We start from the raw sequence: 22,414 nt of genomic DNA on the forward strand, positions 1-22,414 counted from the left end.
AGGTCACTCAGCGGCCACGCCCCACTCTGCAATGTTGTACGCGGCTCGCTGCTGCGACGCCCAATTGTCGCGGACGTTGACCAACCTATCGGAGACCATGACCGCGACCGGTGTGTCCACGATAGGGAGCGAGTAGGCGTCCTGGACGACCTGCTGGACGGCGGCGTTGGCGCGCACGGCGGCCTCGTCGATGTCGAGGGTGCCGTTGATCTCGGCGATGAGCTCGTCGAGGTCGGGGTCGGAGAGCGCGCCGAAGTTGGATCCGGAGCCGGTCTCCCAGTACTGGGAGGCGGCGGCGACGAACACGGGCTCGGAGCTCCAGCCGAAGTCGATCATGTCGAACTCGCCCTCGCCGAGGACGGTGCCGAGGTCGGCGTCGGGGATGGAGCGCAGCTCGACCTGGATGCCGAGGTCGGCGAGGTTCGCCTGGACGAGCTCGCCGGTGATGCGGCGGTTCTCCTTGGACTCGGAGTAGCGGAAGTCGAGCTCGACGGCCTTGCCGTCGGGGTCCTTCAGCACGCCGCCGTCGAGTTCGTAGCCGGCCTCTTCGAGGAGGTCGTAGGCGAGTTCGATGTCGCCGGTGCCCTGGCCGGTGGCCGAGAGGTAGTCCGTGTAGTAGTCCGAGCCGTTGCGGAAGAGGTGGTTGCCCTTGCGCTCGATGTCGGACTGCACGTACGCGTAGGTGCGCGAGATGATGTTCTCGATGTCTATGGCGGTGAAGATCGCCTGGCGCAGCACGGGGTCGGCGAGGAACTCGTTCTTCGTGTTCAGGTCGATGTGCTCGAAGGAGGGCCCGCCCGCGACCGCGTACTCGAGGCCGTCGGCGCCTTGGAGCTGGGTGATGGTCTCGGCGGTGACCGAGAACGGGGAGGCGCCGTCGATCTCGCCGTTGCGCAGGGCGGTGACGATGTTCTCGAGGCCGTCGATGACGCGGAAGGTGACCTTGTCGAGGGTCACCTCGGTCTCACCGGCCCAGTCGTCGTTGGGCACGTAGATGACGTGCTCGCCGACCTTGGCGTCGTCGATCGTGAAGGGGCCGGTGGTCCACGTGGGGATGGTCTCCGAGAAGTAGTCCTCGGCGGCCTTCATGTCCGCGGGGTCGTTCTGCCAGTCGAAGCCCTGCGCCTCGGCCACGTGGGCGGGCGAGGAGAGGATCTCCTCGTACTGCCACTCGGCTGAGTGGTAGGAGTCCTTGTAGGTCACGGTGACGTGGGCGCCGTCGCCGGTGATGGACTCGACCTGGGAGCCGCGGGTGGTGTTGGCGGGGTCGCAGCCGTCGCAGAGCGACTCGTCCCCGGAGGTGGCGTACCAGTGGTAGATGAAGTCGTCGACGGTGATGTCGGTGCCGTCGCCCCAGTTCGCGCCGTCCTTGAGGGTGTACTCGACGGTGACCGGGTCCTCTTTGACGAGTTCGGGGGCGGAGCCGAGGATGCCTTCGTTGAAGACGTACTCGCCGCTGGGGTCGAACTGGCCGGTGTAGGGCCACATGCCGACGAGCGCGGCGCTGACGTACGCGTTGTTGCCTTCGGAGGTGTTCTGGTTCCAGGTGCCCCACGAGCCGTCGAGGGCCCAGGTGATCTCGCCGCCGTCGGCCCGCTCGCCGGAGTTGCAGCCGGCGGGGTCGGTGAGGCAGGCATCGAGGCTGGAGGTGGCGGACTCGCCGTCCTGTCCGCAACCCGTCAGCACCAGGGCGGTGCAGGCGAGGGCGGCGACGGCCGCCGTGTGGTGTCGCTTCATGGTTCCTCTCGAAGGTTTGCGCCACCGACCGGCGGGAGCACCGAGGTGGGTTCGGGGCTCCGGGCCGTGCCGCCGGGCTCCTGTTCGGATCGGCGGCGGTCAGTGACGCGAGGTACAGCCTTCCACGGGAATCCCGGGTTTCGGACAACCGAACACGAGATGAGCTTCGTTCGTTATGTTCCCGTGACGTTCATTCCCTGAATGGCGGCGATAAGTGAAAATTCACCGTCTGCCAGCGAGAACTCTCGTCTGGCGGTCACCGCCGCAGGGCGTCCGCGCGCGCCGGTCCGGTCGCGGAGACGAGGGCCGCGGTCGGTCCGGGTCGGCCGCGACGGTGCGGCCGAGGCGAAGAGAGGTAGGGCGAGGGATGGCGGAGGAGTGGCGAACGTTCACCTCGCGGCGACGCCGCCGAAACCTCGGCTCTCGAAACGTTGAAGCGGCGGGGCCCAGGGAGGCCCCGCCGCTCAGCTCACTGAGCTCTTAGACGGTCTTCCACTCGGCGCAGTTGAAGATCGGGCCGCCCTGGCTGTTGCCGTTGCCCTTGACGCCCTCGATGAGGTTCTTGTTCCACAGGATGCCCTGCGGCTCGTCGAACAGCGGGAGGGTCAGGGCGAGCGGCACGGCGATCGCCTCGACCTCGTTGGCGAGGGCCGCGGCCTCGGCCTGGTCCGACGTGGTCTTGAGCGCGTCGATCGCCGTGTCGAGCTCGGGGAAGGAGTAGTTCCCGTAGTTGACGCCGGTCTTGAAGTACTGGTTGGGGGCCGCCACGAACGTGGGGCTGCCCGACCAGCCGAAGATGACCAGGTCGAAGTCGCTCTCGGTGAGCACGGTGCCGAGCTCGCCGTCGGGGATCGCCTTGAGGTCGACGGTGAGGCCAATGAGCGCCAGCTGGGACTGGGCCAGTTCGGCGATCGTGGTGCGGGTGGCGTCGCCCTCGCCGAAGCGGAAGACGAGGTTGGGGACCGCGGTGCCGTCCTTGGTCAGCTTCTCGCCCTCGGCCGCGCCGGTGTAGCCGGCCTCGGTGAGGATCTGGGCGGCCTTGACGGGGTCGCCCGAGCCCTGGCCGGTCGGGGTGATGAGGTCCTGGAAGAACTCGCTCTTCTGCCCGAAGAAGTGGTTGAGGCGCTGAGAGACCTTGGTCGACGGGTAAACGCGGCCGATGGCGTCGGCGACGTTGATGGCGGTGAAGATCGCCTGGCGCAGGGCCACGTCCTTGAGCGGTTCGGAGTTCAGGTTGGTGTCGATGTGGAGCCAGACGCCGCCCTCGTAGATCTCCTGGCCGAGGGCCTCGTCCTCGGCGGCCTTGTCGAACTCCTCCTGGGAGAACTCGCTGGGCCACGCGCCGGCGATGGTGCTCTGGCGCAGCTCGGTGACGACCGCCTCGGTGCCCTCGACGACCTTCATGGTGAGCTTCTTGACGGTGGGCTTGACCGAGCCGTTCCACTTGTCGTTGAGCTCGTATGTGATGTACTCGCCCATCTTGAAGTCGACGGGCTTGTAGGGGCCGGTCACGACGTCGGAAAGGTTCTGCTCGAACCAGGCGATGGCGTCGCCCATGACGGCCGGGTCGGTCTGCCAGTCGGCGAAGCCCTCGGCCTCGGCGACGTGCGAGGGCAGGTAGACGGTGGGGCTGAACTGCCACTCGGGGTCGAGGTAGCCGTCGATGAAGGTCACCACGATCTTGCCCTCTTCAGGGGACTCGATGGAGGCGATGTTGGGGCCGTAGCTGGTCGAGGCCGGGAGCGCCTTGGTCTGGTCGGCGTGCTCCTCGAGACCGGAGATGCTGTACCACTGGAAGATGAAGTCCTCGACGCGGACGGGCTTGCCGTCCGACCACTGGGCGTTCTCCTGCAGCGTGTACTGGACCTGGAGCGGGGCCTCGGAGATGATCTCCGAGGAGGCGAAGACGGCGTCGTTGAGGTGGAACTCGCCGTTCTCGTCCCAGTCGCCGGTGGTGTTGCCGTCGAGTCCGTAGCGCATGGGGTACATGGCCTGGTGGCCGTACGAGTTGTTGCCGGACTGAGTGTTCTCGTTCCAGGACTCCCACGCCGAGGGGATCGCCCAGGTGAGCTCGGTGGCACCGGAGCCGCCGTTGCCTTCGTTGCCGCCGCAGGCGGCCAGGGTGAAGGCGGCCGTACCGCCGATGGTCAGGCCGCCGAGAGCTCTACGGGTCAGAGCCATGAGTGTTCTCCTCCAGGTATCGATGCCGAGGGGCCTTCGCGAAGGCGCCGATGCCTCGCGTCCGGATACCCGAGCCCCGAGGGATCGGGTTGGGGAAGGCGTCAGTGGCGCCCTCGGCGGTGTTGTGACAAACACTTGCACAGACGTGAGGGGATTGACATGGTCGCGGCCTCAACTGGAGTTTATTCGTGATGTATTCGTGACTTTGCGCCGCGAAGCCGGTGCCACACATGGACCGTGGGGCCGATGTGGCATCGGCCCCACGGGGGAATTCACTGAATTAACAGGACGGATGGTGGCGAATCCAATACGGCTTCGAGCGGCCGTCCATCCCGGAATGTGGTACTAGGGACGCTTCCACTCCCGGACGTTCCACAGTGCCGAGGCCTGGCTGGCCGGGTTCACTTCAAGGCCACTGACCATCTCGGTGTTCCAGAAGACCGCCATGGGGCTGCTGTAGAGCGGCAGGGTGTATGCCTGCGCCACGGCTTGGGCGCTGATCTGGTTCGCGACCTCGGCCGCCGCGTCGAGCTCGAGCGTGGCGCGGACCTGCGGCAGCAGCTCGTTGATGACCGGGTCGTCGTAGTTGCCGTGGTTCGAGTCCGAATCCGGCGAGAAGAACTGGTCGGGCGAGGTGGTGAACGCCGGATTGCCGACCCAGGAGAAGACGACCAGGTCGAAGTCGCCCTCGGAGAGGGTCGTGGAGAGCTCGTCGTCGCCGAAGCCCTTGAGTTCCAGGTCGATGCCCAGCTCGACCAGCTGCGCCTGGATGATCTCGCCGGTGAGCTTGCGGATCTCGTTCGAGGAGGCGAAGCGGAAGTTGAACAGCACCTGCTCGCCGCCGGGAGCCAGGAGCTTCCCGTCGCCGTTGGTGGTGTAGCCGGCGCCGGTGAGAATCGTCTTGGCCGCCTCGATGTCGCCCTTGCCGTAGTTCGCCGGACCCGTGTAGTCCACGTAGTACGGGCTTTCCTCGGTGAAGAAGTGGTTGCCGAGCCACGGGGCCTCGGTCCCGGGGAAGGCCCGGGACTTGATCTCCTCGATGTCGATGGCGGTGAACACCGCCTGGCGCAGCGCCACGTCCTTGAGGAACGTGTTGTTGACGTTCATGTCGAAGTGCGACCAGGTCGCGCCCGCGTACGTCTCGTACGCCAGCTCCGGCTGGTCTTCGAGCGGCTGCATGATCTCGAGGCTGAAGTCATTGGGCCAGCAGCCGGCGATGGTGCCCTGGCGGAGCTCGGTGACCTGGGCCTCGATGCCCTCGATGGCCTTCATGGTGAGTTTGTCGTACGAGGCCTTGTGCTCGCCCTGGTAGTTCTCGTTCGGCTCGTAGATGACGTACTCGCCGACCTTCCACTCGACCGGCTTGTACGGGCCGATCACGACGTCCCACAGGTCGTCGTTGAAGAAGTTGACCGCGTCGCCCATGACCTCAGGGTCGGTGGCCCATGCCTCGAAGCCGTTGGCCTCGGCCACGTGGCTGGGCAGGTACACGCCACCGTTGAAGATCCACTCGGGGTCGGTGGTGCCCTCCTTGAAGGTGAGGACGATCTTGCCCGGCTCGGGCTCTTCGATGCTCGCGATGTTCGCCATGGCGGTGCCGGCGGGCAGCGCCTTCTCCTGGTTGGCGTGCAGCGGGTCGCCGGAGGTCGAGTACCACTGGAAGATGAAGTCCTCCAGGCGGACCGGCTTGCCGTCCGACCACTGGGCCCCCTCTTTCAGGGTGAGCTGGACCTGCATCGGGGCCTCGTTGAGGAGTTCCGGCGCGCCTTCGAAGATCGCCTCGTCGTAGAAGACGTTGCCCTCGGGGTCGAAGTCGTACCCGAGAGTGCCGACCGGGTTCATCGGGGTCGTGGCGATGTTGGTGGCAGAGGCGTTGCCGGTACCGGTGTTCCGGTTCCAGGCCGACCAGCCCGACGAGACCGCCCAGACGAGTTCGCCGCCCCCTTCGCTGCCGCCGTCACCGTCGTTGCCACCGCATGCGGCCAGCATGAGAGCGGAGGAACCGCCGATCGTGAGGCCGCCGAATGCTCTACGAGTCAGAGCCATGTGTGTTCTCCTCCATAGGGTGTCCGGCCGAGGGGGTTCGCCTGATGCGCCGTTGGGGGCTTCGTCGCCGTCACAGGGGTCGCGGAGGGGCCAGGCGGCCGCTCGGCAGTGCTGGGTGCCACAGTGCCATGTATCACGGGCGAAGGCCACGCATCGGTACGAAGTTGCCTGAGCATTGTTACCTGACCGATACGCAGCGGGGGCGGCCCGTTCAGGCCGCCCCCGCACTGGAATCCGAGCCCTACGCGGGCTTCCACTCCTGGATGTTCCACATCGGGCCCGCCTGGCTGTTGCCGTTGGGGACGAGCCCGGCGAGGTTCCCGTTCAGGTACACGACCGACTGCGGCTCGTCGAAGATCGGCAGCGTGAACGCCTGCGGCACGACCATCGCCTCCACGTCGTTCGCGAACTGCGCCGCCTCGGCGATGTCGGTCGTCGAGCGCACCTTCGCGATCGCCTCGTCGAGGCCGTCGAGCCGGAACTGGCCGAAGTTCGACGACGAGTCCGAGCCGAAGTACTGCTGCGGCGCGGTCGTGAACGCCGGCGTGCCCGACCAGCCGAAGATGACCATGTCGAAGTCCCCTTCGGAGAGGACCGTGCCGAGCTGGCCGTCGGGGATCGCCTCGAGGGTCACGTCGATGCCGATCTCGCTCAGGTAGGACTGCACGAGTTCGCCGGCGAGCGTGCGGGTCGCGTCCCCTTCGCCGTAGCGGAAGTTCAGCGTGACCGCCTCGCCCTCCGGCGTCATCAGCGTCTCGCCGGTGGTGTAGCCCGCGGCCTCCAGCGCCGCGTTGGCCGCGGCCTCGTCGCCGGTGCCCTGCGGCGGGTCGGACGAGCCGATCTCGTCCACGAAGAACTCCGACTGCTGGTTGAAGAAGTGGTTCAGGCGCGCCGAGACCTCGGTGTCCGGGTAGGCCTTCTTGATGATGTCCCCGTTGTCGATCGCCGTGAACACCGCTTGGCGCAGCGCCTGGTCGGCCAGGAACGTGTTGTTCATGTTCGTGTCGATGTGGAGCCAGATCGAGCCCTCGTAGACCTCGGTGGTCACCGCCGAGTCGTCCTTGACCTTGTCGAGCTCCTCCTGGCTGAACTCCGAGGGCCAGGCTCCGTCGATGGAGCCCTGCCGCAGCTCGGTGATGATCGCCTCGGTGCCTTCGACGACCTTCATCGTCAGCTTGTCCAGGGCCGGCTTGGTCGAGCCCTGGTAGTTCTCGTTGGGCTCGAAGACGACGAACTCGCCCGGGGACGCGTCGGTCGGCTTGTACGGCCCGGTGGACCAGGTGGGCGCGTTCTGGGTGAACCAGGTGGCGCTGCCGCCCATCTGGGCCGGGTCGGTGGCCCAGTTCGGGAAGCCGTTGGCCTCGGCGATGTGGGCCGGGTACATCGGCGTCTGGAAGTACTGCCACTCGGGGTCCAGGTAGCCGTCCACATAGGTCATGGTGACGACGTCGCCCTCCTGCTCGATCGAGGCGACGTTCGCACCCCAGTCGGTGGAGGCGGGCAGGCACTGGGTCTGGTCGCAGTGCTCGGCCTTGCCTGACATCTGGTGCCAGATGTAGGTGAAGTCGTCCACGTCGAACGGGTCGCCGTCGGACCACTGGGCGTTCTCGTTGAGCGTGTACGCCACGGTCATCGGCGACTCGCCGGTCAACTCCGGGGCCTTCGCGAGGAGCGCGTCGTTGAAGACCCACTCGGCGTCCTGGTCGAAGTCGCCGAGCGCGGTCGTCCCCGGAGACAGGGCCTGGTGCAGGTATGAGGTGTTGCCGTCGGCCGTGTTCTCGTTCCACGACTCCCAGCCCGAGCTGACCGCCCAGGTGACGTCGGTGTCGCCGCCGCCCGAATCGCTGCCGCCGCCGCAGGCGGCGAGCGCCGCGGCGGCGAGCACCGCCGTTCCGGCGAGGACGCTGGCCCTCGCTTGTGCTGGTCGCATATGACCACTCCCCCGTGTGTGGATCCACTGTGGGCCGCAAAGCCCGCAATTGGATCATCGTTACACCTGGAAGGGCCGGTTTCGGGAAGTTTCGGACAAACAACCGGTAGTGGCGGAGTCTCAGGCCTCCATCTCGGGCGGCAGCGCCCGCGAGTGGACGACGGTGAGCCGCGAGACCGCCCGCGTCAGGGCGACGTAGAGGTGGCGGAGGCCGATGCCCTCGACCGCGGCGCCCTCCGCTCCCGGCGACGCTTGCGGGCCGTGGTTCGGCACGGGCGGGGCGGCGACGATCTCGGCGGGCTCCACGACCACCACGTGGTCGTACTCGAGGCCCTTGGCGAGGCTCGCGGCCACGAGCTCCACCCGCTCGGTGCCCTCCAGCAGGGGCCGCAGCGCGGCGGCCCGGTCGTCGGCGGCGATGACGCCGACGAGGCCCTCCTCCGCGAGCGCCCGGTCGACCGCCTCGCGGACGCCCGCTTCGAGGTCGGCGGTCGCCACCGTGTCGAGGGAGCCGTCGGAGCGGATCGAGCGGGCGGGCGCGACGTCGACCCCCAGGTGCGGCAGGACCCGGTTGGCGAGGGCGATGATGACCGCCGGGACGCGGAAGCCGGTGGTCAGCTCGGTGTGCTCGACCTGCTCCTTGCCGAGGTGGCGCATCTGGTCCTGCCAGGACGACGCGGCCCACGGGGTGGTGCCCTGGGCGAGGTCGCCGAGCACCGTGACCGAGCCCTTGCCGGAGCGGCGGGCGATCACCCGGCACTGCATCGGCGAGAGGTCCTGGGCCTCGTCGATCACGATGTGGCCGAAGGACTCCGAAGGCTCGCGGAGCTTCAGGTGCGACTCGATCTCGTCGAAGATGAGCAGGTCCCCCGGGGTCGGCTTCGTCGGCTTCCCCGCCAGGTGGGCCGCCTCCTCCTCAGTGAGGATGCCGCGCGTGGCGTCGGCGCGGAAGGCCGCGTCGCCGTACAGCTGCTTCATCACCGTCTTGGTGTTGAGCTTCGGCCACACCGCCTCCATGAACGCCTTCACCGACTCGGTGCGCTTGAGCTTCGTGGCCCATTTGCCGTCCGGAGAGTGGCCCGAGCGGATCTCGGCCTGGCGGCGCGCGCCCTGCACGATCGCGTCCTCCACCGCCGCGCGCCCGGCGGTGTAGGTGCGGGTGTGCTTGCGGGCGTTGGCGATCGCCTCGTCGAGGTAGCGCTGGCCGAGGCGCCAGCGCCAGCCGCCGTCGGCGATGAGGAGGCCGTCGTCGGGGGTGACGCCGCCGTCTGCGGCGGTGCCGACGCGGCCCCAGACGGCGCGTTCGCAGACGAGGGCCATGCGGGCGTCGTGCTTGACGAGGGCGGCTTCGTGGGTGTCGGCGGCGAGGGCGGTGTGGGCGCCGGTGAGCTGCTGGACGGTGACCTGCCAGACGGAGGATTCGCCGAGGGTGGGGAGGACGCCGGAGATGTAGGAGAGGAAGCCTTCGTTGGGGCCGACGACGAGGACGCCGGCCTTGTCGAGCTTCTCGGTGTAGTTGTAGAGGAGCCAGGCGGCGCGGTGGAGGCCGACGGCGGTCTTGCCGGTGCCGGGGGCGCCTTGGACGCAGAGGTTGACGGCGGCTTCGCGGCGGATGAGCTCGTCCTGCTCGGGCTGGATGGTGGCGACGATGTCGCGCATCGGGCCGGTGCGGGGGCGTTCGATCTCCTCGGTGAGGATGTCGGAGGCGACTTCTTCGCCGAGGAGGAGGTTCTCGTCTTCGAAGCCGGTGATGCGGGCGCCTTGGAAGCCGAAGCGGCGGCGTTTGGCGACGTCTTGGCGGTTGTGGGCGGAGGCGCGGTAGTACTGCTCGGAGAGCGGGGCGCGCCAGTCGAGGACGACGGGGTCGCCGTGCTCGTCGCGGATGTGGCGGCGGCCGATGTGGAAGTCCTCGCCGTCGTCCATCCAGATGCGGCCGAAGAAGAGGGCGATGTCGCGGTCGGTGAGGTCGGCGAGGCGCGGGACGGTGTAGTTGGCCATGGCCCAGCCGAAGAGGTGGTCGGAGCGGACGTCGCCGAGGCCGAGGTTCTTGGTGGATTCGTTGAAGTCGCCGGAGTAGATGCGGTGGATGCCCTCGGTGAGGTCGCGCATGGCGCTCATCTGGGCGCGGGCGTATTCGTGGTGGTCGAGTTCGGCTTGGAGTTCGCTTGCAGACACGCTTGTCTCCCGGTGGATTTGTACAGGATTGAAGCAGACGAACGGTCGAGCCTACTGTCTCCTGACCTGCGGGAGCAATTGATTTACGGCGTTATCGGGCGGCGAGGGGTTTGACGTCGACGAGGCGGCCGTCGTCGCGGTGGAGGACCCATCCGGTGCCGGGCGGGGCGGTGTCGGGGCCGTCGAGCGGGAGGGTGAGGTCGTGGCCGGCGAGGTCGTGGCCGTCGCGGGCGGCGACGGCGACGAGGAGTGCGGCGAGGACGATGCCTTCGGCGCAGACGACGGTGGTGCGGCGGGGGTCGGGGAGGGTGCGGAGTGCTTTGGCGGCCAGCCAGACCGCGGTGTGGGGGGCGCCGGGGAGTGTGGGGGCGGCGGCGCTGAGGTCGTCGGTGGCGGTGACGCGGAGGTCGAGGCGGCTGGCGAGGGGCGCGAGGGTGTCGGCGCAGGCGCGGCCGGGGCCGCTGAGGAGTGCGGTGGGGTTGTAGAGCTGGAGGAAGTCGGCGAGGGCCCAGGCGCGGCGCGACTGCGCGTCGGTGAGGGGGGCGGGTTCGGCTGCGGGGAGGGCGACGTGGCGCAGGAGGATGAGCGCGGACAGCATCAGCGGCCCCCGTTCGCGCGGAGGCGGGACGAGGACCGGGGTTCGGCGACCGGGAGACGCATATTGAAGATGCTTCATCCCTAAGTGAACTGTGGATGAACCCGAAGTTGAAGCGGAGGTGAACAGTCCGCGGCAGAGGTGTCTAGGGCTGGTAGCGGAGGTCTTCGTACTCGTCGTGGCGCTGGATCCAGCGGTCCACGAACGGGCAGGTCGGGTAGGCCTTGGTGCCTTTGGTCCGCAGGTCGTCGAGGGCGTGGCGCACGAGCCGGTCGCCCCAGCCCTGGCCGCGCAGGGAGCGGTCCACTTCGGTGTGGGGCAGCACGAAGAAGTCCTCGCGGGGGAGGTATTCGAGGTAGCCGAGCACGGCCCCTTCGTCGTCGCGCAGCTCGTACCGGTGCTCGTCGACATTCTCGACCACAGAAAGATCCGCCATGTGGCCAACCCTATCCAGAGAAGGGCCCGGTCAGCGAGGAGTTGCGGTCTCGCACACGTCCGGGAATAGCCAGCGAGACGAGTGCGGCGGCGGCGCAGATGGCGGCGGCGGCGGTGAAGACCTCGGCGTACTGGGCGGCGAGGGCCGCGTTGAAGGCTTTGAGGTATTCCGCTTGGGCCGCAAGGTACTCGGCTTCGGGGACGCCGAAGGGCAGGGGCGTGTCGAGGTCGGCGGTGGCCTGCTGGAAGCGGTGGAGGCTCCAGGAGGTGAGGGCGGCGACGCCGATGAGCATGCCCATCATGCGGGCGACGACGACCGCGGCGGAGGCCGTGCCGTGGCTGTCCTCGGGGGTGGTGCGCAGGGCGGCGGAGGAGAGCGGGGCGATCGTGACGCCGAGGGCGGCCCCGGCGAGGGCGAGGCCCGGTTCGATGTCGGGGACGGCGGTGCCGATCCACCAGTAGGCGGCGGCCGCGGCGGCGAAGCCGGTCACCGTGGGGACGCGTTCGCCGAGGCGGGAGGCGAGGAATCCGCCGAGGAGGGCGCCGGCGGGGAGGCCGATGAGGAACCAGAGCAGGAGCAGCGCGCCGCCCGTGGCGTCGAGGCCGCGGAGGGTCTGGGCGAGGAGCTGCACGTCGACGAGGGTGACCATGAGGACGGCCCCGGCGGCGAGGCTCGCGGCGAGTCCGGCGGCGAAGGGCCGCCAGGAGACCCCGGCCGGGTCGAGGAGGCGGGTGGAGGAGCGCCACTGCTGGAGCCCGAAGGCGATGAGGACGGCGACGCCCGCGAGCACGGTGGGCGGCCCCCAGGAGGGCAGGACGGCGTGCTCGGGGTCGGGGTTGTAGAGCCCGACCGTGAAGAGCCCCAAGGCGGTGGCGAGCAGGAGCCCGCCGAGGTAGTCGACGCGCCCGGCGCCGGGCCGCCGCTCGGTCTTCGGCAGGGCGTAGTGGATCGCCAGCGCGGCGAGCACGGCGAGGGGGACGTTGATCCAGAAGATGCCGCGCCATCCGACGAGGGCGGCGACGGCGGCGCCGAAGAGGGGGCCGAGGACGGCGCCGAGTTCCTGTGCGGCGCCGACCCAGCCGAGGACGGCGGGTCGCCGCCGGGCGGCGAAGAGGTCGGCGGCGAGGGCCATGGTGACCGGCAGGAGGGCGCCGCCGGCGAGTCCTTGGAGGGCGCGTCCGGCGACGAGGGGCCAGAGGTCGGTGGCGGTCGCGCTGATGACGGAGCCGATGGCGAACGCGGCGAGGCAGGCGTGGATGACGGGTGCGCGTCCGAGCCGGTCGGAGAGGCGGCCGAGGAGGGGCATGCCGGCGGTGTAGCCGAGGAGGTAGCCGGTCACGAGCGGGGTGGCGCGTTCGAGGTGGTTGACGGGGATGTCGAACTCGCCGATCATGTCGACCAGGACGGTGACCAGGACGTAGGCGTCGATCGAGCCGATGAGGACGGCGGCTCCGGCGGCGCTGATGGCGAGCCGGCGGCGGCCGGACTCGGTGCGCTTCACGTCAGGGCGCCGCAATCGTCACCGGCTCGTCGTAGTCGGAGAGGAGCAGTGTCACCGTCGCGTCCCCTTGGGAGAACTCGGCTTTGACGATGCGGGAGGTCTCCTGGTCGAACCAGACGGTGGCGGTGTTCCAGTCCCCTTCGGCGGGGATGAGGGCGGCGAAGGCGGCGGGGTCGAACTCGACGGCGTACCGGTAGGTGTCGGTGCCGTCGATGTCCTCGGTGTCTTCGGGTTCGGCGGATTCGGCGGTCTCGAGGAGGGCGGCGACGCCGGAGTCGGGGTCGAGGAGGAGGGTGGGGTCGTAGGGGAGCATGTCGTCGCCGACGGGGATCTGCTGGAAGCCGCCGGTGGGGCCCTTGACCCAGGCGTCTTCGCCGATGATCACGTACTCGGCTTCGATGTCCATGCCGAAGGCGGTGAGGGTGCCGGTGCCCTGCGCGGAGCCGTCGGCGGTGATCTGGCCGTCGGCGGCTTTGATGTCGAGGCCGGGGACGTCGCCGTCCACGGTGAGGTCGAAGCGGACGGTCTCGACGCCGCGCATGGCGGTGGCGGCGTCGGGGAGCATCTCGTCGGCGGGCGGCAGGTCCCCGCCGCCCGAGCAGGCGGCGGCCGCGACGAGCGCGAGTCCGACGGTGACCACGAGGGGTATCGATCGCATGGGCCGATCCTATGCCGTGGCCGACACCGGCCGGAGGCCTCGAGCGCCGCGGTGCGCGCGGCGGCCGGGCGCTGCCCGCTCCCCCGGGCGTGACCTGCCGCAAGGGCGTTGAAGACCACAGGGGCCGTTGAGGATCCCGGTGTTAGTGTCGGCCGCAGGAAACCCCATGTGACACCCCGTGGAACGCCGTCGAAAGGACACCCTGCCGTGCTCGCGAACCCCGTCTTCCGCTACCGCATGCTGACGCTGGCAGAGGGGTGGTCGTTCGTGCTGCTCCTCGTGTTCGGCTCGCTCTTGAGCCGCATCTCGGAGATCGACCTGGTGATGCCGCTCGGGGCCCTGCACGGCGCCCTGTTCGTGCTCCTGGTCCTGGGGACGCTCCTGATCCGCCGCCGCCTCGGCTGGGGCTTCGGCACCACCCTCATCGCCCTGGTCTGCTCGGTGGTGCCGCTGGCGCCGTTCGTCTTCCACCACTGGAAGAAGGACGAGTTCCTGGCGGCCGAGCGCACCGCCCAGCCGGCTTAGGTCCCTTCCCGAGCTCATGCGAAGCGGTCGTCCCGGCGGCGCTGGCCGTGCTCCAGGAGAGCGCGGCGCCGTCCGCTGACGAAGAGGGGCGGCGCACACCGGTCGCGGTGTGCCCTGGCGTGGACCTGCTCGCCGCTGGCGCTGTGGAAGCGGCCATCGCCCGCGGCCTGTCGGTGACGGGCGCCATCGCCCTCGCGGGCTTCGACGATGCCGCGATCGCCGTCGACGGCGCCGAGGCCACGACCGGCATGCTCCCCACCGGACGGGTCGTCCGCAAATCCGCCTGACCCCGACCCGAACACGACCACCCTTGACGTCATTGAAATGTATCGATATAATCGACGTTGCTGGAAACGTTTTTAGCAACTCGATCGCAAGCCGTTCGAGAGCTGCGGTCGCACTCCCCGAACTCGGCCGGGCGGCACTTCGCCACCGCCCCCACCCTCCATGAAGGAATCCGCATGTCAATGAATCGACGATCCCTGCTGAGCCTGGGCGCGGCCGGAGCGGTCGGTGTGGGCGCGTCCCTCCTCGGCGCCGGGTCCGCGCTCGCCGCCACCGCACCGTCGACGCCGTTCGCGGTAGGCGTGCGGCAGTACACCTGGTCGCGCGGTTCCCGCCAGATCTCGACCTATGTGTACTACCCCGCGACCGGCAGCCCCGGCGGCAACCCGGTCACCAACGCGCCCGTCGCCAACGGGGTCTTCCCCATCTGCGAGTACACGCACGGCTCCGGCGCCAGCCCGCAGCGCGCCCTGAACCACATCCGCCCGCTGGCCGCGGCCGGCTTCATCGTCCCGGCGCCCGTCTTCACCAGCTCCAGCGTCGGCGACGCCTACAACGGCAACCTGTCGCGCGACGTCTCGGAAGTCCTCACCCGGACGCTGGCCCTGAACAGCGGCAGCGACCCGCTCGCGGGCCACATCGACACCGCGGCCGGCGTCGGCGTGTCCGGCTACTCCATGGGCGGCATGACCACCCACGGCCTGCTCACCGCCTGGCCCGACACCCGTATCAAGGCGGCGGTCCCGATCTCCTGCGTGGACGTGGGCAACCCGGGCGGCACGGTCAAGGCCAACGTCCTGTTCATCCACGGCGACCGTGACGAGGTCTGCGCGTACTCCTCCGCGCGGCAGGCCTACTCGGAACTGCCTTCGCCCAAGGGCTTCCTCACCTTCTTCGGCGCGGACCACAGCGGCACCAGCTGGAACACCGCCACCAGCGGCATCGCCCTGAGGACCTGGCACGACTGGATGCGCTGGAGCCTCTACGGCGACACCGCCGCCCGCGACCGCCTGCCCGCCGACGCCTCCGGCTCCGGCACCCGCTGGGAGGCCGCGCTCGGCGACACCACACCCACCGAACCCGGCACCTACCGGCTCGTCGCGCAGCACAGCGGGAAATACGCCGACATCAACGGCGTCTCCACCAGTGCGGGAGCGCTGCTCCACCAATGGTCGGGCACCGGCCGCACCAACCAGCAGTTCCAGTTCATCGACGTCGGCGAAGGCCACTACAAGATCAAGGCCGGCCACTCCGGCCTCGTCCTCCAGGTCGCGAGCAACTCGAACGGCGCCGACATCACCCAGCAAGCCGACACCGGCGCCGCAAGCCAGCAATGGCGCCTGACCGACCACGGCAACAACGTCGTCAGCATCATCAACCGCCAATCAGGCCTCGCCATGGACGTCTACGAACGCTCCACCGCCGACGGCGCCCGCATCTCCCAGTACACCCCCAACGGCGGCACCAACCAGCGCTTCACCCGCCAAGCGGTCTGAACCGCGACAAGGCAATTCGAGCACCCGGCCGCGGAAGCGGCCGGGCCTCACCCGGCGGGAAGCAAAAAAGAACTGCGTAACTCGACATGAGTTACGCAGTTCTTCGCTGTGCCCCCGGCAGGATTCGAACCTGCGACACCTGGTCCCGGAACGCACTCCGGCGGATATTCCGACCCTGGTCGTCACGACGGCCACGCCCTTGACCTGCGACAGGCCAGGTCTGGGGCATCCGTGGTTGTCCGCCGCCGACCGAGTCGATAGGCCCCCCATTTGGCCCCCTGGCGCCCTCAGCTCCATGGGCGGTACACCGGACCCGCTGCGGCGACCCACACCCTGATGAACACCCGGCCGTCTTCCCACGCCCCCGAGTGCGAGCTCAAGTCTCGAGGGCTCCAAAGTGCAGCCACAAGTCGTAGACCGATCAAGCCTACATTCGGCGGCATGCAAGTGATGGCGCGCGCATTGCCATCGTCCACCTTCCGGTTCCAGCGAACCGCTGAACTCCTACCCTGGGTTGATGCTCCCGCAGCCATCCCAGTTCGACACCTCCGCGCCGAAACGACGGATCAGCGGATGGGCCTTGACCGCCCTGATTGCTGGCCTCCTCATCGCCACCGCGATCGTCGGCTCCTACTTCTTCTTCACTGCCCCCATCCCCGATAACCCGCCCACCGACTCAGGTCTCAGCACGGCTGAGGCCGCAAGCCAGAATGCATCCGCAGAACTGGAGCTTGCGCGCCTGCGCGCCGACGCCCGCCGCAACACCCTCGCCACCGGCGCAGGAGCCGCTGCGATCGCCGCCCTCATCCTTGCCTTGCGCCGCCAGCACCACCACGAGAAAACCACCGCCACAGCCGAAGCCGACGCCCGCCGCCGGCAAGAACATCTCGAGCTAGACGCCCTCCGTCGACAGGAGCATCTTGAGCAGAAAGCCGCCGACGAGAAAGAAGACGCTGAGCAACGCCGGATTACCGACGCCCGCATCCGCGCGGTCGAACAGCTCGGCTCCACCAACCCCGCCGTGCGCATCGGCGGCCTCCACAACCTCGAACGCATCGGCCAGCTACATGGCGAACTCCGTCAGGTCGTCCTTGACGAGATCTGTTCCTATCTCCGTCTCCCCTACACGCCACCGGCATCCAGGAATAAGCGTCCGCTCCCGTCGCCACTGTTTGATCCCATAGGACCCGCACCCGCCGAGCCCGACAGCGATGAGACCGAGCGCGAAGTCCGTCTCATCGCCCAGGAAGTCCTACAACGCCATCTCAAACCCGACAGTCAAGACCTTTACTGGGATCACTCCCGGCTGAACCTACGCAACGCCCACCTTGACGACTTGCACTTCGATGATTGCCAACTGACACGAGCCGACTTCACCAATGCGACCTTTAACGGCGCCGCAAAGTTCGAAAAGGCGACCTTCACCGGCCCTGCGCAATTCACAAACGCGACCTTCACCGGCACTGCGGGATTCTTGGACGCGACCTTCACCCGCAATGTGCGGTTCTCGAGCGTGACCTTCAACGGCACCGCTCAGTTCAAGGGCGCGACCTTCAACAGCCCCGCGTGGTTCGATAAGGCGACCTTCACCAGTATTGCGGTGCTTGCCAACGCAACGTTCACCCGCACTGTGCGGCTCACCAAGGCGACGTTCAACGGCACCGCGAATTTCGAAAAGGCGACCTTCACCGGCACCACGTGGTTTCAGGGCGTGACCTTCAACAGCGCTGCGCGATTCCAGGGCGCGACCTTCAAAAGCGCCGCGCGATTCCAGAGCGCGACCTTCAACGATCTCGCGCAGTTCAAGGGCACGACCTTCTCCAGCCTCGCGCGATTCACAAATGCGACCTTCATCGGCCCCGCCGCGTTCAGAGGAATGGAGATTCAGGGGATTCTCTACGCGCCCAATTTGAGAATGGTCGGTCTGCTTCAAGCGCAAGAGGTTCGCCTGCGTACTGAATTCAAGCACCAGCTGCCCGGGGGCTGGGGCTTGGAACCGACCCTGACCGCGCCGGAATGGGGGCATCTCATCCACCGGCGAACAGCTCCGGACTGAGTCCGGCACATTTAAAGCAAAACAGCCCGCTACCTGCGGAAACGTGACCGGCTGAGAGCGTCCCTGCGGACCGTAAGAGACAGGTCCCTACCTCGGGTAAGACCGGTTTTGGCTCAGCGCCTCTCAGCGGGTCGATTTTCGAGCATTTCGGCTTCTGCTCGACACCTGACGTTCCAGGAACTCACTTCTCTACGGGTTTGACGACACCCGAGGTGAACCACTGCACGAGTGTGGCTGCGAGGATCACTGCGGCCCGTGCCTCTTCAAGGCTTGCGTCTGCGTAGTCGGGTCGTCCGTGCCTGCTTTCGTGGCCTCTCCAGAGGGTCCGGAGCATGACCGCGAGGCTCTTAGCCCCAGGAGCCTTGGTGCTGTCCCTGAGGAGGAGCTTCCACTTGGGTGTCTCGGCCTCCAAGATCGAGAACAGGTCGGCGAGGGTGGGCTCGGCCGCCTTTGGTTGGATCACCGACAGCGCAGCGGTTTCCACGGCCACGACTGCATGGCTGTAGGCCACTGATGCGCGGGGATTGGTGCCGTACGCGTCGAGCCACGCCTCCTGGAGCTTCAGGGATGCCGCATCGGTGGCGTCGAGTGCTCCCTGCACCACATTGAGGACACCATCCGGCACGCGCTTGGTGAGCCGCGCGCGGTTGTCGTTCCAGCGGATCACTGTCCAGGCTGAGCCGCCATCGTTGAGGATGCCTTCAAGAGGATGCGCTGAATACGTATTGAAGTGCGAGATGCTGGCAAGATAGCCGGTGAGGTTTGTGAATTCTGCGGTGCCGAGCTTGCGGAGGTGCGGCAGTACTGTGTTTCTCCAGCTGAGGTGAGTATCGGCAAGGAAGCCGATGTCGGTGCGTGCTGTGTTCTGGAAGTCCACAAACTTGTGGGAGTAGACGTAGCCGCTCTCCGCTCCGAGAACACTTTGGAACCACCGGAAGATTGCCTCCCGCAGGTAGCTGGGGAACTCTTCGGTGAGTGCCTCCTCGCGGCCAGTGGGCACTACGGGGGTCCACGCTTCGTTGCTCACGAAGGTCAGAGTAGTGGTGACTGTTGAGCGTCGCTCATCCTGAGGACCGAAATTACTCGGCCGTCTCTCCGTCATCCGTAACGAAGGTGCCACGTCCCGGCACTGTGAACAGAACACCCTCTTCAATCAGGACGCGGACGGCCTTCCGGGTGGTCTCGCGGGCGAGTCCGTAGGCCTGGACCAACTGTGCCTCGGACATTATGCGACGGCCCGGCTGCCAGTCGCCGCGCTCGATGCGGGCGCGCAGGATCGCGGCCAATTGCGCGTACACGGGCGTCGGCGCTTCATGGTCGATCACTGCGTCTGCGTCCATACGCTGACGCTAGACCGGAACGCAACCCCATCTACCAGGATCGACATCCCTAGACGTCTGTAGACATGCCTAGTCAGGTGGCCTATCCTGGATAAAGGAAGACCCTGGCGGCCGCCTTGCACCGGCCCCAGGGTGTGGCCTCACCCGTCGAAGGGGAGAGACATGGACAGCCTATCTACCAACCATGGCGCAACGGAAGACCTCGGTGCAGAGCCGCTACCGGCCATCGTGCCCGAGCGAATGAACTGGTTCCACACGTGGGACGACCGCACCGAGGTCGTGAGCCTTTACCTCGACCGTTCCCGCCGGGACGGGTGCCTGGTGCTGGCCGCCCGGCGCCCCCTTCCCGAGGAGAATGCCTGCACGCTCTACTGGAGCGGCGATCAGCTCAAGGGCATCGTCTGGCGCGGCACCGCCGCCGACCGCTCCCGCGCCTGGCGCGACCTACAGCGCGAACGGGTGCAACGCTTCCTCGCAGGCGACTGAACCGCAGCCAGGCGCGCGGACCCCTGGCCAAAATGGCCAATATGGCCAAAAGTCCCGGATAGGCACAGTGACCTGCGGAAACGCCCTGTGTCGTGACATGGCCAAAACTCGGCCAATACTCCTCCCGACATGGCCAAAAGTCCCGGCGCGGTCTCGCGCCGGGACTTTTGGCCATGTGCTCTTGAGTTTTGGCCGAGTTTTGGCCATGTCCAGGATTCAAATGAATTCCCTGGTCAGACGCGTGATTCCGGAGTTTTGGCCATATTGGCCATTTTGGCCAGGGGGTCAGAATGACTCGACGACGAGCGAAGCGCCCGCATCCTGGAGGCGCTGCGCCTTCCCCTTCTTGTTTGCGTAGCCGACCGTCATGACGCCGGCGCTTTTCCCAGCCTCGACATCAGTCACGGAATCGCCGATGAAGCAGGCCTGCCGCGCGTCGGTGCCCGTCGCCTTCAGCGCTTCGCTCAGGAGGTGTGGGTCCGGCTTCATCCGCTCGGGGAGCCCGAACGGTCTCCCGATGACGACCGTGATGACCTCATCGAGGCCGCGTTGCTCGAGGTATTTGGCGATTGCCTCCGCGCTGTTGTTGCTCACGATCGCGACCGCGAGGCCAGCCGTGACCGCCGTGGCGATCAGGTCAGTCATGCCCGGAGTCGGCTCCGCACTCTCGACGGCCGAGCGCTCCGCAAGGCTTAGTTGCTCGTCGATGCTGTCGACTTGAGCGCGAGGCAGTGCACCGGCGGCGCCGCGCAGTACCTCCATCGGGTCTTGCTCGTCCTTGAGTTCGTCGGCAAGCTGCGGGGCGAGCTCCCGAAGCGACTCTACGAGTTCAGCAGCGATCTGCGAGGCGGGATACCCGGCGAAGACGCTGCACACGGGCCCGTCGAAGTCGAGCAGTAGCAGCGACTTGCCCGCGAGGGCTTCTTGGAAGTCGAGCTTCATCCGATGTCCCGTGTAGTCGCGACGGTGTCCCACAGCGAATCGAACCAGGTCCGGGCGGCGCTCACGAACATCTCGCCCTGTTCAGCGTCCTCACCGGTGCTGGAGAAGTGGAACAGGCTGGCGTCCTTGCCCATCGGGTCGAAGATCTCGACTCGATCGCCGTTGATAGGCACCGAGTGTTGGACGATCGGGTAGAAGCCGAAGAACACCTCGGCGTCGTTGAGGATGAAGAGCTTGAAGACCGGCGAGATGCCGTGCATCCGAACTTCGACCGATCCCGTCTTGATCAGGCCGAGTTCTTCCAGCTCGCGCACGTCGTTCACGATGGTTTCGAGCGCGCGGTCGGTGATACGAGCCATCCGCTCGGTGACGCTCTTTGCGTCCTGAGACGGGTCGACGGGAGTCGGGAGCGACATCGGCATTCGCATGTCGGACACCATGATCCGGAGCTTGATGTCCTGAGGCGTCAGCTCCCCCATCCGGATGCGGTCGAGCGGTTCGAGCACAACGCCCTTGAGCGTTTCACCGGAGAACCCCGCGAAGTCGATCGCGACGTGATCGTCCTTGAAGAGCGATTCGACGTGAGGCCTGAGCTCGACGGTTCGGTGGGTCTTGACTCGCACCCTCGGCAACCTGCCCTGCTGGGTGACGACGAGCTTTTCCCGGTCGGTGAGGATCTTGAACGCGCTCTTGACGGTTTCGCGCGCGACCCCGAAGCGGTTCTGAAGCTTTTGGTTGGAGGGCAGTGTCTCGCCGGGGGCGAACTTGCCCGTGAGGATTGCGGCCTTGAGCCGATTTGCGATCTGAATTGACGAGCTGTCGGAGCTGTCTGGATCGAGTTTCCCCAGGAAGTCGTACTCGTCTGTGTAGTCATCCATGCCCCCAGGCTAACACCTGGCTAGCCAGGATGGAAATTTCTGACCCAAGTGGTTGACATGGCTAGCCAAGCTCCGTATGGTGATGGATAACCAACCTGGCTAGCCAGGTTGTACAGGACATCTCCTGATGTCCTCCGTCCGCCAAGGCACCACTGGAGTTCTCATGTTCAACGTCACCGTCCAAAATGGTCCCGACGCCACCGACCCGCGCTCGATCGACTGGCCCCTGCGCCAGTCCCGCGCCGTGGTCGGCTTCGACCTCGACGCCTCCGGCCTCCCCCTCAACCCCCTGGAGCCCTACCTCCCCGAGGGCCGGGGCGAGCTGTGGCACTGGGGCGAAGCAGTCGCGGCCGACGCGATCGTGTTCAACACCGACGCCGCCGGATTCCGCGAACTCCTGATGATCGAACGCGACGACAACCACGGCTACGCCCTCCCCGGCGGATGCCTCGACGCCGACGAGACCCCGCTCGACGCCGTCTCCCGCGAGCTGACCGAGGAAACCGGCCTCGCGCTCTCCCCCTCGGCGTTCGCGATGCAGCACGCCCGGTACGTCACCGACCCCCGCGCGGGCCGCCACGCCTGGATGGTCACCATCCCCGGCATCGCCCACCTCCACATGGCCACCCCGCCCGCCGTCGTCGGCACCGACGACGCCCGCCGGGCCCTGTGGCTGCCCGCAGGCTCCTACGCCCAGCTGGAGGCCGCCGTGCGCTCCCGAGGCGGACGCGTCTTCGCCGCCCACGCCCAGATGCTCCACGACCTCCTGGAACTTGCCCACGCCTGAGTGGCGAAACGCGGCCCCGCGCAGCGGGGCCCGCGTCCGGGCCCGGGTGGCTCCCGGCCCGCTGACGAGCCAGCCAGAGGAGAGGACACCGACATGGGTTTTTTCAAGGCCATCGAGCCGCCGCGCGACAACTCCGACCGGGAGTGGAAGCGGTACGCGAGCGACCGCAAGGAGGCCAACAAGGCCGCTACGCGCGAGATCGAGCGGCAACGGCTGGAGCGAGCGCGCAACTGCCAGTTCGGCGAGGACTGACCGGCGAAACGGCCGGGCCCTGCGGGGCCCGTGCTGTCCGGGTGAGGGTGGCTCCCTCCCCGCTGAAGAGCCAAGCCAATCCCGTCCGCCAAGACACCGCCTGGGGAG

At 67.6% G+C, this 22,414-nt stretch carries 20 protein-coding genes; 7 read left to right on the plus strand and 13 right to left on the minus strand.

The features are described from left to right. Nucleotides 1-3 precede the first annotated feature (3 nt). From QWI33_RS14640 to QWI33_RS14680, 9 genes are all read right to left on the minus strand, one after another. Nucleotides 4-1,737 carry an ABC transporter family substrate-binding protein gene (locus QWI33_RS14640; RefSeq protein ID WP_289957890.1) on the minus strand — a complete coding sequence of 578 codons (1,734 nt, stop codon included), beginning with the start codon at nucleotides 1,735-1,737 and terminating at the stop codon, nucleotides 4-6. 480 nt (nucleotides 1,738-2,217) lie between these two features. After that, on the minus strand, nucleotides 2,218-3,918 hold the full coding sequence (locus QWI33_RS14645) for an ABC transporter family substrate-binding protein (protein ID WP_289957891.1): 1,701 nt from the start codon (nucleotides 3,916-3,918) through the stop codon (nucleotides 2,218-2,220). 345 nt (nucleotides 3,919-4,263) lie between these two features. Beyond that, nucleotides 4,264-5,964 carry an ABC transporter substrate-binding protein gene (locus QWI33_RS14650; protein WP_289957892.1) on the minus strand — a complete coding sequence of 567 codons (1,701 nt, stop codon included), beginning with the start codon at nucleotides 5,962-5,964 and terminating at the stop codon, nucleotides 4,264-4,266. 241 nt (nucleotides 5,965-6,205) lie between these two features. Then, entirely contained in the window at nucleotides 6,206-7,894 is a 1,689-nt protein-coding gene (locus QWI33_RS14655; RefSeq protein ID WP_289957893.1) for an ABC transporter family substrate-binding protein, read from the minus strand. Nucleotides 7,895-8,014: 120 nt separating this feature from the next. Further along, nucleotides 8,015-10,069 (minus strand): HelD family protein, encoded by a 2,055-nt coding sequence (locus QWI33_RS14660; RefSeq protein WP_289957894.1) that lies wholly within the window; start codon nucleotides 10,067-10,069, stop codon nucleotides 8,015-8,017. A gap of 91 nt (nucleotides 10,070-10,160) precedes the next feature. Continuing rightward, nucleotides 10,161-10,667: a histidine phosphatase family protein gene (locus tag QWI33_RS14665; RefSeq protein WP_289957895.1), complete on the minus strand. Its 507-nt coding sequence runs from the start codon at nucleotides 10,665-10,667 to the stop codon at nucleotides 10,161-10,163. Nucleotides 10,668-10,809: 142 nt separating this feature from the next. After that, the gene (locus QWI33_RS14670; RefSeq protein WP_289957896.1) at nucleotides 10,810-11,100 is read right to left on the minus strand and encodes a GNAT family N-acetyltransferase; all 291 of its coding nucleotides are present in this window, start codon (nucleotides 11,098-11,100) and stop codon (nucleotides 10,810-10,812) included. Between the two features lie 10 nt (nucleotides 11,101-11,110). Continuing rightward, nucleotides 11,111-12,601: an MFS transporter gene (locus QWI33_RS14675; RefSeq protein WP_289957897.1), complete on the minus strand. Its 1,491-nt coding sequence runs from the start codon at nucleotides 12,599-12,601 to the stop codon at nucleotides 11,111-11,113. A 1-nt stretch (nucleotide 12,602) separates the two neighbouring features. Further along, the gene (locus QWI33_RS14680; protein WP_289957898.1) at nucleotides 12,603-13,259 is read right to left on the minus strand and encodes an LppX_LprAFG lipoprotein; all 657 of its coding nucleotides are present in this window, start codon (nucleotides 13,257-13,259) and stop codon (nucleotides 12,603-12,605) included. 207 nt (nucleotides 13,260-13,466) lie between these two features. On the opposite strand from QWI33_RS14680, the gene QWI33_RS14685 reads away from it, so the two are divergent. The 4 genes from QWI33_RS14685 (at nucleotide 13,467) to QWI33_RS14700 (ending at nucleotide 17,621) form a co-directional block, all read left to right on the plus strand. Then, on the plus strand, nucleotides 13,467-13,784 hold the full coding sequence (locus QWI33_RS14685; RefSeq protein WP_270116107.1) for a DUF3817 domain-containing protein: 318 nt from the start codon (nucleotides 13,467-13,469) through the stop codon (nucleotides 13,782-13,784). Nucleotides 13,785-13,831: 47 nt separating this feature from the next. Next, the gene (locus QWI33_RS14690) at nucleotides 13,832-14,071 is read left to right on the plus strand and encodes a hypothetical protein (protein ID WP_289957899.1); all 240 of its coding nucleotides are present in this window, start codon (nucleotides 13,832-13,834) and stop codon (nucleotides 14,069-14,071) included. 174 nt (nucleotides 14,072-14,245) lie between these two features. Further along, complete coding sequence (locus QWI33_RS14695) at nucleotides 14,246-15,565, plus strand: RICIN domain-containing protein (RefSeq protein WP_289957900.1); 1,320 nt, start codon at nucleotides 14,246-14,248, stop codon at nucleotides 15,563-15,565. A 517-nt stretch (nucleotides 15,566-16,082) separates the two neighbouring features. Then, nucleotides 16,083-17,621 (plus strand): pentapeptide repeat-containing protein, encoded by a 1,539-nt coding sequence (locus QWI33_RS14700; protein WP_289957901.1) that lies wholly within the window; start codon nucleotides 16,083-16,085, stop codon nucleotides 17,619-17,621. 181 nt (nucleotides 17,622-17,802) lie between these two features. On the opposite strand, the gene QWI33_RS14705 is transcribed toward QWI33_RS14700, so the two are convergent. Both QWI33_RS14705 and QWI33_RS14710 read right to left on the minus strand, forming a co-directional pair. Then, nucleotides 17,803-18,648, minus strand: a complete 846-nt coding sequence (locus tag QWI33_RS14705; protein WP_289957902.1) for a hypothetical protein — start codon at nucleotides 18,646-18,648, stop codon at nucleotides 17,803-17,805. A 52-nt stretch (nucleotides 18,649-18,700) separates the two neighbouring features. Continuing rightward, complete coding sequence (locus tag QWI33_RS14710) at nucleotides 18,701-18,961, minus strand: GntR family transcriptional regulator (protein ID WP_289957903.1); 261 nt, start codon at nucleotides 18,959-18,961, stop codon at nucleotides 18,701-18,703. Nucleotides 18,962-19,123: 162 nt separating this feature from the next. Here QWI33_RS14710 and QWI33_RS14715 point away from each other — a divergent pair, with 162 nt between their 5' ends. Continuing rightward, nucleotides 19,124-19,447, plus strand: a complete 324-nt coding sequence (locus QWI33_RS14715) for a hypothetical protein (protein WP_289957904.1) — start codon at nucleotides 19,124-19,126, stop codon at nucleotides 19,445-19,447. A 285-nt stretch (nucleotides 19,448-19,732) separates the two neighbouring features. On the opposite strand, the gene QWI33_RS14720 is transcribed toward QWI33_RS14715, so the two are convergent. After that, on the minus strand, nucleotides 19,733-20,389 hold the full coding sequence (locus QWI33_RS14720; RefSeq protein WP_289957905.1) for an HAD family hydrolase: 657 nt from the start codon (nucleotides 20,387-20,389) through the stop codon (nucleotides 19,733-19,735). Further along, complete coding sequence (locus QWI33_RS14725) at nucleotides 20,386-21,267, minus strand: winged helix-turn-helix domain-containing protein (protein ID WP_289957906.1); 882 nt, start codon at nucleotides 21,265-21,267, stop codon at nucleotides 20,386-20,388. Before QWI33_RS14725 ends, QWI33_RS14720 begins: the two co-directional genes overlap by 4 nt. 127 nt (nucleotides 21,268-21,394) lie before the next feature. Here QWI33_RS14725 and QWI33_RS14730 point away from each other — a divergent pair, with 127 nt between their 5' ends. After that, a complete protein-coding gene (locus QWI33_RS14730) occupies nucleotides 21,395-22,054 on the plus strand; it encodes an NUDIX hydrolase (RefSeq protein ID WP_289957907.1) in 660 nt (219 codons plus the stop codon). A gap of 93 nt (nucleotides 22,055-22,147) precedes the next feature. Then, on the plus strand, nucleotides 22,148-22,306 hold the full coding sequence (locus QWI33_RS14735) for a hypothetical protein (protein WP_289957908.1): 159 nt from the start codon (nucleotides 22,148-22,150) through the stop codon (nucleotides 22,304-22,306). Nucleotides 22,307-22,414: the final 108 nt, after the last annotated feature.

It is taken from the genome of Glycomyces tritici (genome assembly GCF_030403505.1).

Coding starts and splice junctions, on each gene's coding strand:
- QWI33_RS14640 (WP_289957890.1), bottom strand. CDS start 1,737: ATGAAGCGACACCACACGGCGGCCGTCGCCGCCCTCGCCTGCACCGCC.
- QWI33_RS14645 (WP_289957891.1), bottom strand. CDS start 3,918: ATGGCTCTGACCCGTAGAGCTCTCGGCGGCCTGACCATCGGCGGTACG.
- QWI33_RS14650 (WP_289957892.1), bottom strand. CDS start 5,964: ATGGCTCTGACTCGTAGAGCATTCGGCGGCCTCACGATCGGCGGTTCC.
- QWI33_RS14655 (WP_289957893.1), bottom strand. CDS start 7,894: ATGCGACCAGCACAAGCGAGGGCCAGCGTCCTCGCCGGAACGGCGGTG.
- QWI33_RS14665 (WP_289957895.1), bottom strand. CDS start 10,667: ATGCTGTCCGCGCTCATCCTCCTGCGCCACGTCGCCCTCCCCGCAGCC.
- QWI33_RS14670 (WP_289957896.1), bottom strand. CDS start 11,100: ATGGCGGATCTTTCTGTGGTCGAGAATGTCGACGAGCACCGGTACGAG.
- QWI33_RS14680 (WP_289957898.1), bottom strand. CDS start 13,259: ATGCGATCGATACCCCTCGTGGTCACCGTCGGACTCGCGCTCGTCGCG.
- QWI33_RS14695 (WP_289957900.1), top strand. CDS start 14,246: ATGTCAATGAATCGACGATCCCTGCTGAGCCTGGGCGCGGCCGGAGCG.
- QWI33_RS14700 (WP_289957901.1), top strand. CDS start 16,083: ATGCTCCCGCAGCCATCCCAGTTCGACACCTCCGCGCCGAAACGACGG.
- QWI33_RS14710 (WP_289957903.1), bottom strand. CDS start 18,961: ATGGACGCAGACGCAGTGATCGACCATGAAGCGCCGACGCCCGTGTAC.
- QWI33_RS14715 (WP_289957904.1), top strand. CDS start 19,124: ATGGACAGCCTATCTACCAACCATGGCGCAACGGAAGACCTCGGTGCA.
- QWI33_RS14720 (WP_289957905.1), bottom strand. CDS start 20,389: ATGAAGCTCGACTTCCAAGAAGCCCTCGCGGGCAAGTCGCTGCTACTG.
- QWI33_RS14725 (WP_289957906.1), bottom strand. CDS start 21,267: ATGGATGACTACACAGACGAGTACGACTTCCTGGGGAAACTCGATCCA.
- QWI33_RS14730 (WP_289957907.1), top strand. CDS start 21,395: ATGTCCTCCGTCCGCCAAGGCACCACTGGAGTTCTCATGTTCAACGTC.
- QWI33_RS14735 (WP_289957908.1), top strand. CDS start 22,148: ATGGGTTTTTTCAAGGCCATCGAGCCGCCGCGCGACAACTCCGACCGG.